The organism is Burkholderia sp. GW821-FHT14F03 (genome assembly GCF_058803765.1).
In genome coordinates this window covers 25045-38880 of sequence record NZ_JBXAPG010000048.1, presented here as the reverse complement: position 1 = coordinate 38880, position 13836 = coordinate 25045, and the positions used below count along the sequence as shown (strand labels likewise).

The 13836-nt window shown below is 63.8% G+C and carries 16 protein-coding genes, 1 tRNA gene and 1 pseudogene; 3 read left to right on the top strand and 15 right to left on the bottom strand.

All coding sequences use genetic code 11. From position 1 onward, the window contains the following. Positions 1–25: 25 nt before the first annotated feature. Positions 26–1291 (bottom strand): FAD-dependent monooxygenase, encoded by a 1266-nt coding sequence (locus tag AC1RQF_RS26930; RefSeq protein WP_492873335.1) that lies wholly within the window; start codon positions 1289–1291, stop codon positions 26–28. A gap of 216 nt (positions 1292–1507) precedes the next feature. Beyond that, positions 1508–1828, bottom strand: a complete 321-nt coding sequence (locus AC1RQF_RS26925) for a hypothetical protein (RefSeq protein WP_274002276.1) — start codon at positions 1826–1828, stop codon at positions 1508–1510. A gap of 158 nt (positions 1829–1986) precedes the next feature. Between AC1RQF_RS26925 and AC1RQF_RS26920 the strand changes: the two genes are divergently transcribed. Then, entirely contained in the window at positions 1987–2415 is a 429-nt protein-coding gene (locus AC1RQF_RS26920; RefSeq protein ID WP_492873334.1) for a copper resistance protein NlpE, read from the top strand. A gap of 202 nt (positions 2416–2617) precedes the next feature. On the opposite strand, the gene AC1RQF_RS26915 is transcribed toward AC1RQF_RS26920, so the two are convergent. Then, positions 2618–3517 carry a LysR substrate-binding domain-containing protein gene (locus tag AC1RQF_RS26915; protein ID WP_492873333.1) on the bottom strand — a complete coding sequence of 300 codons (900 nt, stop codon included), beginning with the start codon at positions 3515–3517 and terminating at the stop codon, positions 2618–2620. 132 nt (positions 3518–3649) lie between these two features. On the opposite strand from AC1RQF_RS26915, the gene AC1RQF_RS26910 reads away from it, so the two are divergent. Continuing rightward, complete coding sequence (locus AC1RQF_RS26910; RefSeq protein ID WP_492873332.1) at positions 3650–4282, top strand: FMN-dependent NADH-azoreductase; 633 nt, start codon at positions 3650–3652, stop codon at positions 4280–4282. Between the two features lie 249 nt (positions 4283–4531). On the opposite strand, the gene AC1RQF_RS26905 is transcribed toward AC1RQF_RS26910, so the two are convergent. From AC1RQF_RS26905 to AC1RQF_RS26855, 11 genes are all read right to left on the bottom strand, one after another. Further along, positions 4532–5095, bottom strand: a complete 564-nt coding sequence (locus AC1RQF_RS26905) for a hypothetical protein (protein ID WP_492873331.1) — start codon at positions 5093–5095, stop codon at positions 4532–4534. Next, complete coding sequence (locus AC1RQF_RS26900) at positions 5092–5658, bottom strand: transglycosylase SLT domain-containing protein (protein WP_274002269.1); 567 nt, start codon at positions 5656–5658, stop codon at positions 5092–5094. The genes AC1RQF_RS26905 and AC1RQF_RS26900 overlap by 4 nt, the downstream gene beginning before the upstream one ends. Further along, positions 5655–6074 carry a hypothetical protein gene (locus AC1RQF_RS26895; protein ID WP_492873330.1) on the bottom strand — a complete coding sequence of 140 codons (420 nt, stop codon included), beginning with the start codon at positions 6072–6074 and terminating at the stop codon, positions 5655–5657. Before AC1RQF_RS26895 ends, AC1RQF_RS26900 begins: the two co-directional genes overlap by 4 nt. A gap of 195 nt (positions 6075–6269) precedes the next feature. Then, a complete protein-coding gene (locus AC1RQF_RS26890; protein ID WP_492873329.1) occupies positions 6270–8381 on the bottom strand; it encodes a type VI secretion system Vgr family protein in 2112 nt (703 codons plus the stop codon). 386 nt (positions 8382–8767) lie between these two features. Beyond that, positions 8768–9337 carry a hypothetical protein gene (locus AC1RQF_RS26885; RefSeq protein WP_274002264.1) on the bottom strand — a complete coding sequence of 190 codons (570 nt, stop codon included), beginning with the start codon at positions 9335–9337 and terminating at the stop codon, positions 8768–8770. 16 nt (positions 9338–9353) lie between these two features. Continuing rightward, positions 9354–9746, bottom strand: a complete 393-nt coding sequence (locus tag AC1RQF_RS26880; RefSeq protein ID WP_492873328.1) for a DUF3592 domain-containing protein — start codon at positions 9744–9746, stop codon at positions 9354–9356. Between the two features lie 614 nt (positions 9747–10360). After that, a tRNA-OTHER gene (locus tag AC1RQF_RS26875) sits at positions 10361–10480 on the bottom strand. After that, a complete protein-coding gene (locus AC1RQF_RS26870) occupies positions 10447–10659 on the bottom strand; it encodes a hypothetical protein (RefSeq protein ID WP_492873327.1) in 213 nt (70 codons plus the stop codon). The genes AC1RQF_RS26875 and AC1RQF_RS26870 overlap by 34 nt, the downstream gene beginning before the upstream one ends. Next, positions 10656–11108 carry a hypothetical protein gene (locus tag AC1RQF_RS26865; RefSeq protein ID WP_274002261.1) on the bottom strand — a complete coding sequence of 151 codons (453 nt, stop codon included), beginning with the start codon at positions 11106–11108 and terminating at the stop codon, positions 10656–10658. The genes AC1RQF_RS26870 and AC1RQF_RS26865 overlap by 4 nt, the downstream gene beginning before the upstream one ends. Positions 11109–11172: 64 nt before the next feature. After that, positions 11173–11451: a hypothetical protein gene (locus AC1RQF_RS26860; RefSeq protein ID WP_492873326.1), complete on the bottom strand. Its 279-nt coding sequence runs from the start codon at positions 11449–11451 to the stop codon at positions 11173–11175. Between the two features lie 449 nt (positions 11452–11900). Further along, entirely contained in the window at positions 11901–12197 is a 297-nt protein-coding gene (locus AC1RQF_RS26855; protein ID WP_492873339.1) for a DUF1176 domain-containing protein, read from the bottom strand. Between the two features lie 293 nt (positions 12198–12490). Between AC1RQF_RS26855 and AC1RQF_RS26850 the strand changes: the two are divergent. Then, positions 12491–12799, top strand: a pseudogene (locus tag AC1RQF_RS26850) (alpha/beta hydrolase); the annotation flags it as partial. A 293-nt stretch (positions 12800–13092) separates the two neighbouring features. Here AC1RQF_RS26850 and AC1RQF_RS26845 read toward each other — a convergent pair. Further along, complete coding sequence (locus AC1RQF_RS26845; protein ID WP_274002259.1) at positions 13093–13827, bottom strand: hypothetical protein; 735 nt, start codon at positions 13825–13827, stop codon at positions 13093–13095. Between the last annotated feature and the right edge of the window lie 9 nt (positions 13828–13836).

Here is a 13836-nt window from a genome sequence, read left to right as displayed (position 1 = left end):
CGGTCATGCGCAACGGCCCGACGGCTCAATGCACCGCCGACGCCGGCTGCACGGCGCGCGCCGCCTGCGGCAGGCCGAGCAGCTGCTGCAGCACCGCGCGCAGGCGCGCCGCGCAGGCCGCCTCGTCGCCAGGCGACGTGCCGATCCAGGCGATATGGCCGTCGGGCCGGACCAGCACGCACGACGATTCGTCGAAGCCGCAGCGCGCATAGAGGTCGCCGTACAGATCCTCGACCGCCTCGCCCGGGCCGATCACGCTCGCGCGCACCGGCAGGCCGATCTCCGTCGCGCAGCGCTTCGCGGCCAGCGCCCACGCGCGTCCGGCGATGCCCGTCAGCACCGTGAACGCACCGCGCCCGACCAGATCGAGCGACGACACTTCCTTGCCGCGCAGCGACAGCCACACATGCGGCACGCGCGCGCCCGCGACGAACGCCGAATGGAAGCGATGAAGGAGATCCGGATCCTCGGCGGGGGCGGGCTCCAGCGCATCGGGCGCGATCGCGCCTGAACGGTACAGGTGGTTAAGCTCCGTGCCGTGCCCGTTGAATTCATAGTTCTTCGCGCGCAGCGCGACATAGAACTGCTCGCGCCGACGCTGCCCCGCCTCGCCGCCGAGCGTGAGATAGTCCTCGTCCATCGCGCCCGCGCGGTCGAGGCCGAGCGCCGCGCTGAGCGTGCGGCTCTCGTCGATGCTCTTCATCGCCCGCTCGACGATCCCGCGCCCGACCGGCGCGCGCTCGTCGCTGTAGGTGTCGAGCAGGCCCGCATCGGCCTGCCCCTTGATCACGTAGGCGAGCTTCCACGCCAGGTTGTAGGAATCCTGAATCGAGGTGTTCGAGCCGAGGCCGTTGTTGGGCGGATGGCGATGCACCGCGTCGCCGACGCAGAACATCCGGCCGTTCGAATAGCGCGTCGCGTAGCGGCTGTTCACGGTCCAGGTCGAGATCGAACGCACCTGGATCTCGGTATCGTAGTCGCCGATCATCTGCCGGAGGATCGCGGTCGCCTCGTCGCCGTTCAGCTTCGGCGGCGGACGATCGATGTCGTAGTTCCACACGCCGAGCCATTCGTGCCACGGGCGCACCATCCGCAATGCGCCGACGCCGATCCCGCCCGCCAGCGCCGCGCGGCTGAAGATCAGGAAGATCGCGCTCGGCCGGTGCTCGACGAGCGGCGCGAGGTCCGCGTCGAAGAAGATGTTGATGCAGCCGGCCTGGTTCTCCTTGCCCGTCATCGGCAGGTTCGCATCGGCGGCGACCTGGCTGCGCGCGCCGTCGGCGCCGATCACGTATTAAATGTCTTCTTTCATGAAGGAGTGTACGTTTCCTCGCCATCCCGCCTCATTGGATCCGACGCGAGATATTTCCTATCACAATATCGTCGGATCTCATGCGTTATTTTCCCACGAATTGCATTGTGGAAATTATTGATTTACAAAAGCCATGCAAATGATCCGACAACGATCATTCATTCGCCTTCATTCAAGCCTCCTTCTTCGTTCAATTCAATAAATCAACCTCGAATCAAAAACCGACGCGCACCATCCTGCAACGTGCGTCGATACCTCGATCGATGGGATTTCGCGGACTCGCGACTCAACGTGCGTGACAAGCGCGGGCAAACGCCGGTCGTTTCCGGCCGACGGATGCGGCAGGCGGTCACAGTCAGGATCGACCGGCACGAAGCAGCGCCACCCGAAGCCGGCGTCGCGCAACGCTTTGACGATGCGCACCTGCCGATCGATACCGTGGCGATACAACACGGCGGCGGCGATCATCAAATGCACGCCCGCTTGCCAAAGCAGTCCGCCGAATGCGGAACGCAACGCATCGGCTCAAGTGCACGAAGCTGCCCTGGGTCGATAAAGATCCCACGCCGGAACGTAACGAAGCGCGGACGCTTCTTACAAAATCTGACACGCACTCCTTACAAATATGAATATCATGCGGACAGCATGATCCACTCATCGCAACGAGGTCCGCATTGAAATCGACGCTTCTTTCCACGACCCTGATCGCCCTGAGCCTCTCGGTACTCGGCGCTTGCCATGAACGCGCCGCGACCGACGCCGGCGCGCATACCACCGCGGCGCTCGCGGCCGGCCGTTTCGAAGGCACCCTGCCGTGCGCCGACTGCGCGGGCATCAAGACCACGCTTACGCTCACGCACGACGGCAGCTACACGCTGGTCGAGCAGTACGAAGGCACCGCGCAATCCTCGACGCCGGAGGCCATGAAAGGCAAATGGTCGCTCGACGGACAGAACATCCGCCTGGCGTCCGAGCACGCCGCATCGGAAGCGCGCGCGCGCTTCGAGGTGCTGTCGCCCGACCGGATCCGCATGCTGGACCAGGAAGGCAAGCACATCGACAGCACGCTGCCCTACGAACTCCAGCGCGTCGCGCAGCCCTGACGCGCGCCGCGCCGCCAATCCGGGCGGCCCACGTTCGGTACGCGCCCACCGACTCGATGCCCGACAGCGCATCCCGCCACCGCGGCCACCGCGGCCACATCGAGCACGACGACCGCGAGCAACGGGCGCATCGTGCAACGCGCCCCGGCGAACACCGCACACCTCCCCTCGCAGCAGTGTCCTCGCCGAGCGCGATCCCGCGTCAGGCGCGGGCGCGTCTCGCCGCGCCCTGATTGCGCTTGCCCGCTCCCGTTCGAGCGGCGACCTCGTCGAAGATCGTCCCGGCGAATTCGACGGCCGCCGGCGCCTTGGCGTCGTAGGCCATGACGAATTCAATCTCCGGCAGCGCCGGCAAGCCCTCGGCCGCGCCCAATTCGCGCAGCGCATCGTCGATCGCGTTGCGCGGCACCGGCGCGATGGCGATGCCGGCCCGCGCGAATGCCCGGATGCCCGTCACGCTCGGGCTTTCGCAGGCAATCCGATACGGCATGCCGGCCAATGCGAGCGCCTTGATGGCCGACTCGCGGTACGGACACGGATCGGGGAAGCACGCGAGCGGCACCTCGCCCTCGGGAAGCGGCTCGTGTTGCGCGAATGCCCAGGCGAGCGGCTCGCGCCACAAGGTCGCGCCCGCGGCGGTGGGGGAACAGCGGCTGCCGATCACGAGATCGAAATCGCCGTCGGCATGGCGTTGGAACAGGCTGTCGCCGATGTCGACCGTCAGGTCCAGCCGCAAGCCTCGACGCGCCGCGCCATGGCGCCGCATCACGTCGGGCAGCCATGCGCCCGCGACATCTTCCGATGCGCCGATGCGCAGCTTGCCGCCGCACGCGTTGCCCGCGCCCAGGCGCGCCCTGGCCTCCTCGCTCAGGTTGAGCATCGCGCGGGCGTATCCGAGCAGCGTCTGACCGTGTTCGGTCAGCATGACGCTGCGCGTATTGCGCACGAGCAGCACGCGGCCGATCTGCTCTTCGAGGCGCACCACCTGGGCGCTGACCGCCGATTGGCTCAGATTCAAGCGACGGCCCGCGCCGGTGAAACTGCGCACGTCGGCGACCGTCACGAAGGTATGCAGCAAAGCGGTGTCGAGAGGATTGCTCATTCATCACCTAATCGGGTTAATTCGATCAATTAATATCATTTCCAAATTATAAGGCGGCTCGATAGGCTGTGAAGCATCGTGGGCGGGCGCGCCTCCCGTGCGTCGCCGTCACGTTGACCAAGGACCGATTTCATGACACGCGTGCTTTATATCGAAGGCTCTCCGAACAAGGCGCACGCCGCGTCCATCGAGGTATGCGATGCGTTTCTCGATGCGTACCGGTCGGCGCATCCCGATCATGAGATCGAGAAGCTCGACATCTGGAACATGGCGTTGCCGGAATTCGACGGCGACGTGATGAACGCGAAGTATGCGGGGTTGAGCGGCGAGGCGTTGACGCCGGCGCAGGCGGCGGCGTGGCGGAGGATCGAAGCACTCGCCGCGCCGTTTCATGCGGCGGACAAGTTGCTGTTCGGCGTGCCGCTGTGGAATTTCAGCATCCCGTACAAACTCAAGCAGCTGATCGACGTGATCTCGCAGAAGGACGTGCTGTTTACGTTCGATGGGTCGGGGTTCGGCGGATTGCTGCGGGGGAAAAAGGCGGCGCTTGTGTATGCGCGCGGGCTCAGCTACACGTCACCGGGCTCGTTTACGCCGGCCGGCGAATTCGATCTTCAGCGGCCGTTCATGGAGACCTGGCTCAGGTTCGTGGGCGTGGAGGAGGTCGTGGGCATCGTGGTGGAGCGCACCTTGTTCGGCGCCGACGGGAAGGTGGATCGGCGTCGGGCGATCGAAGCGGCGCGGGAAATTGCGCTGACGTTCTGACCGTGCGGGGCTGGGGTGCGCGTATCCTCAGCGCCGTCGGCACGGCATTCGGCGAATAGGCGGGCCGCGCCTGACGAGCGCGTCGAGGCGCCCAGGAGAGGCGAATCGTCCCGGTCGGGACGCCATCTGCTCCGCTTCCTGGGTCGCGATACGGGGCGCGGCTGCCGCCGACTGACGATCGGCGTCTCCGGGCGCGTAACAAGAGATCGTTTGAACTGCCACGCAATCTCTATCCACTGAACCCGAACCTCACCGCGATTGCACCGGAAGCAGCGCTTTCGTCGAGGCCGGCAGCGTATCGGTTGCCGCGCTCTCGTCAGGCTGCCCCTTCCCCGCGACATAGCGATAGACGAGATACTTTTTCTCCGTCTCGTGCCCGATGTTCGGGATCACGACAAGCATTTCCTTGTCGCTGAGATAGAGCCATTTCGGCAGCGCCTTTTCCGCAAAATAGAGGCGTTCATCCGCGTGGGTCTGCGGATTCCGGCGGATCGCCACCCCTTTCAGATAGGGCGGCCCATACGCCAGAGCAAAGACCAGCACGCCGTCGACGCAGCGCGCCAGCGCGATCTGGCCGACGAACTGGGTATCCGGCATGTCGAGAAACGCGGGCTTCGCCTCCCCGCCTTCGTCGACGAAGAGCGCCTCGCCGTCCTCGCCGTGCGGTTCCGCCTTCAGCGTAGCGTGCGTGCCGTCCGCGAGCGTGCAGGACGTGACCGTGCGCAGCTTGCCCGAACCGGCATCGTTCGCGTGCGACGGCGCGCTCAAGCCCGCGGCTGCGACGCATGCCAGTGCAATAGCCCAGTGTTTCATTTGACCATGTCCCGCAGAAGTTGCATCGAATCCGGCTCGCCTTTCAGTTTTTCCGCGCAGGCGTTGATTTTCTTATAGTAGATCCCGTTCGCGACGCCGCGATATTTCTTGTAGGCGTCGTCGACCGACGAAGTCGAATCCACCCAGTACTGCATGTATTCGGTGCCCAACTGGATATTGGTGGCCTCATCGAAGATCTGCGGGGTTCCGTGGAAGGTCGCCGCATCCTGGAAGGCCTCTTGAGACTGCTTGTCGCTGGGCGTGTGGCCAAGATCCTTCTTCAACCGTTCCTTGAACACCTGCTTGGTGGCGGTCGAGGTCATCTGCATCAGGCCTTTCGCGCTGCTGCCGCCCGCTGCCGCGTTTGCGTCGAATCGCGACTCCATGTAGATCTGGCAGATGATCAGGTTCTCGTCGAGTGTCGAATGATTGTTGGCCTGGACCAGCGCCCGGATCTCGCGCAGCCGCGCCGAGTCGTCGACGGGCACCGGCACGGGCGCAGTCTTGGATTTCGGCGTCAGTTGGGCCGTCTGTTTCTTGACCAGCCTCTTCTTGGTGTTCATGCGCCCCGATCCCAGTCCGGATTCAACGGCGTGTACTCTTCATACACGTAGAGGGTCGCCGACGAAGCCGCATCATCCGAGATTTTCTTCGTACGCCCCTGGGCATCCGTGCGGCCCTCGATCTTATCCCCCTCCGCCGTCACGATCTCGTACGGCACGTCGGCCAGAGGCTTCCCCGTATAGTCGTCCGTCAGCAGGAAGAATTGATCGTGGCTCCAGCATGAGCATGTCGTGTGGTATCCCAGCGTGCCCAGCATCGAACACCCGGATGACTCGGATTGGATCGCGGCAAAGGGCACGCGATTTCCCATTGCGTCGAGGGTCGACGCGCCCGGCACGTTCGCCATGTTGGGAAACCGCGACAAGATGCCGTGCAGCATCGCGCAATGGGTTTCCGGCTTGTGATCCGTTGGCATATCCCGCCCCGTGGTTGAAACGTGTTGTGTCGAATCAATCCGTCGTCGCGCCATGACCATCCAGTTCGACGATGCGGACAGGGTTCGCTCCCGGCATCGATCAAAACGGACCACCCGCGCAGGTCAAGGCCGACGGATGCGCCGCGCGCGGCGTCGCTCGTGATCGGTTCGTTCGCGACGCCAATCGGCAGCGCATCAGTTGTTGCTGATCGTGTTGCCGTCCAGCTTGACCGATCCGGAACCCTTGATGCTCACATTCGCGCCGCTGATCATGATGTCGCCGTTGCTCGTCATCACGATGCTCGCCTTGCCGGCCTTGATCTCGATGCGATCGCCGACATTGAGCGTATACGTCTTGCCGACCTGGGTGGCCTTCGAAAGCCCGACTTCCTCGCCGCTGGCCAGACCGACCGCCGTGTTCATCGCCCCGGCAACCGTGACGATGTAGGCCCCGCCGATCGTCAACGCCTTCGCCAGCCCGACGGTCTCCGCCGACGCAAGCGCGACCAGCAGGTTCTGAGTCCCGTCGATCGTTTCGCTGCGGTTGCCGCCGACATGGAGCGTCTCGTTGTCGCCGACGGTCTCCGTCCGGTTCGCACCGACCGCAATCGTTTCGTTCTGGCCGACCGCCTCCGTGCGGTCGTTGCCGACCTGAACGGTTTCGTCGTGGTCGATGTTCTTGACGCGATCGTGACCGACCCAATGCGACTCGTCGTGTTCGACCTCGATGCGCTGATCCTTCTCGGCGTGCAGCCACACCTCTTCCGCGCCCTTTTTGTCTTCGAAGCGGATCGCATTCGCGGTGTTGACGCTGCCGGTCTTGGTCGAGCGCGTGAGGATGCCGCTCTGCGTCGCGTTGGCCGGCAACACCCAGGGCGGCATGTTCTGCGCGTTGTAGACGCGCGACGTCACGAGCGGACGGTCCGGATTGCCGTCGAGAAAACTCACGACCACCTCGTCGCCGATACGCGGAATCTGGATCATCCCGAATCCGCTCCCCGCCCAGGGCTGGCTCACCCGCACCCAGCAGGAACTGCCCTGATCGCGCTTGCCGAGGCGATCCCAGTGGAACTGGACCTTCACGCGCCCAAGGCTATCCGTATAGATCTCCTCGCCCTTCGGCCCCACGACGATCGCCGTCTGAGGCCCGACGATCGTCGGGCGGTCGCCCTCGACAGCCGGACGGTACGGGATCTTCTTGCGGATACAAGTAAAGCTGCAGGAGTACGCGGCGCTTCCCTCGCCGGCCTGATAGTTGTTCATGCCGCTGTGCGAGACGGTCAGCAGCAGAAACTGCCGGTCTTCCTGGCTGCCGGCGGCGTGATCGTAATGGTCGTCCAGCTCGAAGTATCGGCATGGCGTCATCCGCCGGCTGGTCGCGGCCCCGACGAACGTCTTGCTATGGGCGGCCAATGCCTGGGTCCGGAAGCGGGCGAGCTCCTCGCCGCGATCGGTGTCGGCAAAACCATGCTCGCCGAGGTAGTCGTAGATCTCGTAGGAAGGCACGTCGCCTTGATTGACTTCCGTGCCGCCCGAAACGAATCGCCGCGCATGCGGAATCTTGTAGTCGAAGGTCTTCAGCCCGACCGTGTCCGACGCAAGCTGACGCTGCGCCTGAAACGACGTGACGACAGCGAGGTCGTCCATCGCCTCGCCCTGGTTGTATTGCAGCGACGGGCTGCGTCCGTCTATCGGCTTCGCGATCACCGAGTTGTCCGCGATGATCAGCTTGTGTCCGTCCTTCGCATGCTCGAAGTAATAGAACAGACCATCCTCCCGCATCAGCCGTTCGACGAAGGCGAGATCGGTTTCCTTGTATTGCGTGCAGTAACTGCGGTTCTTCGTTCCCTTCGATAATTGGAACTCGAAAGACGCGAGCTTGCCGTATTCGCGAAACACGCTCGATATAATCGCCTCGGTATTCTCTTCCTGAAAAATCCGGATATCCTGCCGACGCGAGAGCATCCAGAACCACGGCAGGATCGTCGCGCTGTAGATGGCAAAACCCCCATCCGTATCGAGATGCGAGAACCCCGCGACATAACCGTGAAAATAGCGCGCGTCGGAACTGGTCGGCGCATCGGTCAGTTGCAAGGCGATACTCACCGGCTGTCCGATCAGCTTCTTCAGCTCGATCTTCTGATCCTGCGACGCAAGCCGGACGTGAATCTCAAAGTTTCGCGACAACCCTTCCGTGCAATGGAAATCGACAAGCACCAGATCCGAGCGCCCCTTGAGCGGCGTTTGGATCGTAAACAGGCGATTGCTCTGGAGCTGGAAGAAGCTCGCAATTTCTGACATTTGCATAATAGCCTCGGAGTCTCTCGGCGGAGGGGCGGTCTCTCTGTCCGCGCGGCCATTCTAATATGACCGCCTGTCACTTTACTCGACGTTCAACCCCATAAAATTAAGGGGCGGAATATCTTTTAATGCGCGGTCGATATTCGTAAATGAATCGCCTGTCGGCCTATTACAAACGTAAAGCCGGAGTGCTGGTACGTCATCCGGCAAGGTTCGCTCGACGCTTTCCCATCATCGCGGCATGGCCCGCCTGCATCGATTCGCCCCGGCCATGGTGCGCTTCTTCCGTCCCCATGCCCGGTCGAACCGCGACACCGGCGTGTCGCGGCGGCGGAAGCCGGCTGGCCCGCCTGCGATGCACGCCCCGCCCGGCACGCGGGCCCCGATCCGGATCAGTGGACGTATCCGGCGAGAATGCCGGCCCCGCCGCCGAACCCCTTGCCGTTTGCATTCAGGCCGGCATTGACGCCCACCATGATCAGGAGCGCCTTCGCGTGTTGCAGCACCCATTCGAACAGCAAGGGATTGATCGTGATCTGGCTGATCGCGAGCGAAAGCAAGGCCGCGTTGATGCCGAGCAACATGACCGACCCGCCGCCGCCCGCGAGGATGATTTCAGCGCTTCCGTCCAGATAAACGGCGCCGCCCTGCAAGTCGGCCCGTTCAAGCTCCGTGCCGGAAAAAGCCGGCGTCATGTAAATCCAGCCGGCGCTGGGCAATGCCTCGGCCGAACCGCTGCCGCTGAGGGCTTTGCCGCTGATCGCGAATGTCGGCAACTTGACCTTCGGAAGCTTGACGCCGAAACCCACGCCAACACCCAGGCCGCCATACCAGAAACGCTGGAACTGCCCAGCGGGATTCTTCAACAGGATCTCGCCGCCCGAGCCCGTGACGAATTCGACGCTCGCGCCGAATGTCGCTCCGGTCTGATATTCCCAATGGCTACGCCGCAACAAAGACATGGATTGATCCCGGAAGTCAGGGCCGAGGGAAGCTGAACACCCCTCCCAACGCCGCGCTCACACCGAAAAAGCCCAGAAAGATCGGGACGGTCCAAATCGCCAGGAATCGATCCAGGGTGGCCGAGGTCCGGGGCGAAGACGCCAGATAGCGCACCTGCACCGCATCCCCCACTTTCATACCGAACACGAGACCGCCTTGCGCATAGGACACATGCTCGCCGGAGGACGTCACGAATGCGATTTCAGGGTGGCTGCCGCCCGCATTCAACGCCACGACCTGCCCGCTCGCCCGCTCCGCTTCCTTCAGAAACGAACGCGTGTCGACGATCGAATACACCATCCCCGCCAGCAAGGCCAAGCCCAGCAGGCAGAAAAACATCGCTTTGAACGTATCGGCCGACTTCGTCATGTTTGCTCGTTCGCCTCGATCCGACAGCAACAGGTTCAACCGCCAGGGAGCCTGATTCTACCGTCCCGGTTGGTCTATATGCCCCTGATCGGCCCGCTGGAAACACGCTTGCGCTCCGTGACTGCACTGCCCGGGTCGTCCGAATTCCCAAAGCGCCCGGCTATGAGCGGCATGATTCGATCGGTGCGCCTCGGCGAGGCCGACACGGGATCAACGCGGCACGTTGGTGGGAAACCGCCTACCGACGCGCGTCCGGCGGATCACTCACTAACGGGTTCGCGATCGGCCCATGCGACAGGCCGCGTCGCCGGAATATCGGTGCAAAACGTCAATGCCGGAAACTCGACCCAGCCAATCGGATCACGCGCTTCAGCGCCACCTGTATGGATATGGCAAGCAATGCTTCGGTATGTTGAAAGACAGATTGACGACCCGGGCCTGCTCGATCGTCCCGATGGATACGGTATCGCGTGCGAAACGCCGACAACCAGAATAGCAAATCCATGGCCGATTGCAGTGTGCCGGCCGATCTTCGAGCGCTCCCGCCCAGTTGCGCCCGCCTGGGCGGCGCGACGCGCGGCAGCCGCTTCGGTGCAACGCGCGTGGCAGGCAAATGGTGCGGGGACCGGACTTGAACCGGCAAGCCAGAAGCGGCTCCGCGTCCTCCGTGGGTAATGATTGCGTAGTTAAAGACCGTATTTCAATGTCGCCGCGCCGCCCTTTCGCCCTCCCGCACCGCCCCGCTTTTCAGGCGCTTTCTGAGCCGATGATTTTGTACGACCAGAAGGACGAACACAACGAGCGAAGCTGCCGGGAAAAACCACTCTCCAGAATAATGAAGCATCGCCCACGCGCCGCCAGCAAGCACCACCGCCGCCAGGATGAGGAGCGCTCGATCCGCAAGCCGGCTCATGCTGCCGCCCGAAGTTGTGCGCGGAAAGCGTAGGCGCGCGACGCGTTGCCGGGTTGCAAGACTTCCGGATGCCGCTGAATAGCCTGATAGACGCTCGGCGGCAACGAGATACCGCGACGCGACGCCCATTGATGCACGCTCGACGCCGCCGCAACCTTGTTGCTGCAATAGAGCGACGCGTTGGTCGCGACGATGAGGCTCCCGACTACAGCGCCCGCATAGAATGCAGCGCCACCGGCAGCGACCACACCAAGCAGCTCAAGTCCGGTTGTCGCGCCGATCAGCTCCGCGACCGTGGCATTGGGGCCGAGGGCCTTGAGCGTGCCCAGAATCGTCGTCAGCGTCCCCGTAGCCGCCTGGACAGAGCCGAACAAGCTGGCAGGCGCCGAGAGTCCCAAGGCGTCCATATTCGATTTGAACGCCTGATAGAAACGCGTGCATTTCGCCATATCGCCTCCAGAGGAATTCGCTCGAATTCTAGCAGGCACGAATTCCGCGACATTCTGATGGATCTTATCGAATGCTCATTCCAAGGATCGCGTCTTCTTTCGTTCCGCCCTTTTTCGTCGAGACGCGTTCGGCGTACGGCTTCATCGCATCTTCGAGGGTGTGCAGGTCTGCGGGTGGCGTATCGCGCTGCGCTAAAAGCGCCGCTTCTCGGGCAGCGCCGCAGTTCGTCGCCTCGCGCTTGGTGCGCAGCACCTTGGAGACGCGGAGGGACTTCGTACCGTCCTTACCAGCGATATACACCTGGGCGCGAAAGCCTCCATTAACCGGCGTGACTGATGCCATGATGGGGAGTGACGTGGGGAGGAAGTGGGGAATTGAGCCCGCACTTTACGACCCGAACATGGGAAACGTGAAAAGGAATTCAATAAGAAAACCCCTCCAACCCCTTGATTCCACTAGGTTCTACTTCTTTGGGAAATTACGTAGAGGGTGCTTGGTGCCGGGGACCGGACTTGAACCGGCAAGCCTGTTAAGGCGGCGGATTTTCATCACACTGCTTCTTTCGAAGCCGATGCTGCGTGCGCAGCCCGTTCGTGCGCTGGACTATGCCTTCGCCATCTTCCGTTCGGCGCGCGCGATGCGCGCCGCGCCGGATCTTAGGCGCCCCCCGTCTAGTCTCTACACCTTCCTCGGCAACGCCAAGGCTTGGCTCGGCGTTGCCTCGATGCATCGCGCATCAGGGGTTTCACCGAATTTGAAGGGTTCTACACCGGCCGTTTCCAACCGGGCACTCAAACATTTAAGTCCGCTATGTTTACCAATTTCATCACCCCGGCAAGGGCGGACGGCATTCTACCATCGGTCCGGCCCCGCAACCCGCTTTCCCGCTCGCCGACCGCGCACCGCCGCCACGCGCGCACGCAAAACAAACGCCGGGTCAACGACTCCCGCTTCGTTCGATAGAGCCGGGGCCACGCCGCCACGCCTATACCCGCGCAGGCGCTTTCCAGGCGCTCGCGCTCCCGCACGAACCGCGTCCCGTCGACGTCCCAGTCCGTCTGGTCGCCGCAGTCTCCGATGCCGCGCACGCGATCGAAACTGGACAAGCACTGCTGCTCCGCCGTCTATCCCGCGCCCGCCCGTTGATTCGCCGGCTGCAACGCATCGTCGCGCCCCGCCCCCTCCGGTTCAACCGGATCGCCGGACAACGGCCCCACGCGGCGCAGCCGATACCCGCGACTGAGATCGTTGTACGCGCCACCTTCTCCGCATCCGATCGACACCCGCGCCTCGCCGGCGGACAGCGCGGCGGCGCGGTTGCCCAAGCGCGCCCGCTTGCGCGCGTCGTCATCGATATCGCCGTCGCAGGCCTTGATCTGCGCGCTCCGCCGCCTCGCTGGACAATCCCGGCCACGTGGCAATCGTGATCCACAATTACCGCTGGCGGCTGGGGCTCGTGCAGGGCGAATCGCGCTTCGGCGCGCTGAAACGGCGGCTCGCGGCCGCGCCGCCGATCACCGTGCCGTCGATCACGCTCGAAGGCGATGCGAACGGCGCGCCCCATCCTGAACCCGCCGTCTATGCGCGCAAGTACGCGCACCGGACGATCTCGGGCGGCATCGGTCACAACCTGCCTCAGGAAGCCCCGCGCGCGTTCGTGGACGCGATCGCCGACGTCGCGCGGCTGTGAGGCCGCAGGACTGCGGGGCCGCGACGGGATGACGGGATGACGGGATGACGGGATGACGGGATGACGGGATGGAGGGATGGAGGGATGGAGGGATGGAGGGATGGAGGGATGGAGGGATGGAGGGATGGAGGGATGACAGCGGACAGCATCACACCGTCCCGCGCGCGGTCCTCTCAGGCTCCATGGTTGTCTCGCCGAGGCGCGGCCGGCGGCCCACGCTGCCCGCGCGGCGCGGCGAAACCCGCGCGCCGGACGGCGAACCCTCGCCGCCGAGGCGCGCAGAGGCATCCGGCTCAGATCACCGAGATGCCGGCGGCGGGTACGTACATGAAGCAGTAGAAGCTGTACGACACGACGATGTCGTTGGGATTGCCCTGGATCAGCGGCCCCTGGTTCACCACCCAGTCGGCCGTCGGCGGCCAGCTGATCGGGTTGCCGGCGAAATCGAAGTTCGTGACCTGGTCGCCCCCGTCCTTCTGCGACCACGTATCGAATTTCGACGTCGAGTCGCAGCGCACCCAGTGATAGTCGCCCGGCCAGCCGACCGACGCGTCGCCCGGCGAAATCAGCAGCGCGACGTAGTGGCCGACGCCGCCCTGCGCGCGCGCATGCTGCGCCATGTCCTCGCGGGTCGACGAACCGAGGTTGACGAGCCCGTCGAGTTCCGCGCCCTTGACCACGTCGGGACCGGTGGGCGGCGACGTCAGGAAATAGCCGTGCATCCGTCCCGGCTGCGCGAACGAGTTCGACGCGATGTTCGTCGAGTAGTTGTAGCAGTTGTTGTTCACCTGGAACTTGTAGGACATGAAGCAGCCTTCGCAGTTGGCGGCCGGATCGTAGGCGATCGACGTGCCGACCACGCTGGGCGCGTACTGCGGCACCCGCTTGCCGCCTGGCACGGTCACGTAGTTCGGCGCGATCTGCTGGTTGGACGCCAGCTCCATCCCCGGACTGAGCACCGCATAGCGCGGGTCGTCTTCGTGGATCATCCCGCTCAGCCGGTAACGCGCATAAGGTTTCATCAGCATTTTCTGTCT

What these genes read in the sequence shown, in the direction of transcription:
- AC1RQF_RS26915 (WP_492873333.1), bottom strand. Translation starts at nt 3,517, where the DNA reads ATGAGCAATCCTCTCGACACCGCTTTGCTGCATACCTTCGTGACGGTC.
- AC1RQF_RS26910 (WP_492873332.1), top strand. Translation starts at nt 3,650, where the DNA reads ATGACACGCGTGCTTTATATCGAAGGCTCTCCGAACAAGGCGCACGCC.
- AC1RQF_RS26905 (WP_492873331.1), bottom strand. Translation starts at nt 5,095, where the DNA reads ATGAAACACTGGGCTATTGCACTGGCATGCGTCGCAGCCGCGGGCTTG.
- AC1RQF_RS26900 (WP_274002269.1), bottom strand. Translation starts at nt 5,658, where the DNA reads ATGAACACCAAGAAGAGGCTGGTCAAGAAACAGACGGCCCAACTGACG.
- AC1RQF_RS26895 (WP_492873330.1), bottom strand. Translation starts at nt 6,074, where the DNA reads ATGCCAACGGATCACAAGCCGGAAACCCATTGCGCGATGCTGCACGGC.
- AC1RQF_RS26890 (WP_492873329.1), bottom strand. Translation starts at nt 8,381, where the DNA reads ATGCAAATGTCAGAAATTGCGAGCTTCTTCCAGCTCCAGAGCAATCGC.
- AC1RQF_RS26885 (WP_274002264.1), bottom strand. Translation starts at nt 9,337, where the DNA reads ATGTCTTTGTTGCGGCGTAGCCATTGGGAATATCAGACCGGAGCGACA.
- AC1RQF_RS26880 (WP_492873328.1), bottom strand. Translation starts at nt 9,746, where the DNA reads ATGACGAAGTCGGCCGATACGTTCAAAGCGATGTTTTTCTGCCTGCTG.
- AC1RQF_RS26870 (WP_492873327.1), bottom strand. Translation starts at nt 10,659, where the DNA reads ATGAGCCGGCTTGCGGATCGAGCGCTCCTCATCCTGGCGGCGGTGGTG.
- AC1RQF_RS26865 (WP_274002261.1), bottom strand. Translation starts at nt 11,108, where the DNA reads ATGGCGAAATGCACGCGTTTCTATCAGGCGTTCAAATCGAATATGGAC.
- AC1RQF_RS26860 (WP_492873326.1), bottom strand. Translation starts at nt 11,451, where the DNA reads ATGGCATCAGTCACGCCGGTTAATGGAGGCTTTCGCGCCCAGGTGTAT.
- AC1RQF_RS26845 (WP_274002259.1), bottom strand. Translation starts at nt 13,827, where the DNA reads ATGCTGATGAAACCTTATGCGCGTTACCGGCTGAGCGGGATGATCCAC.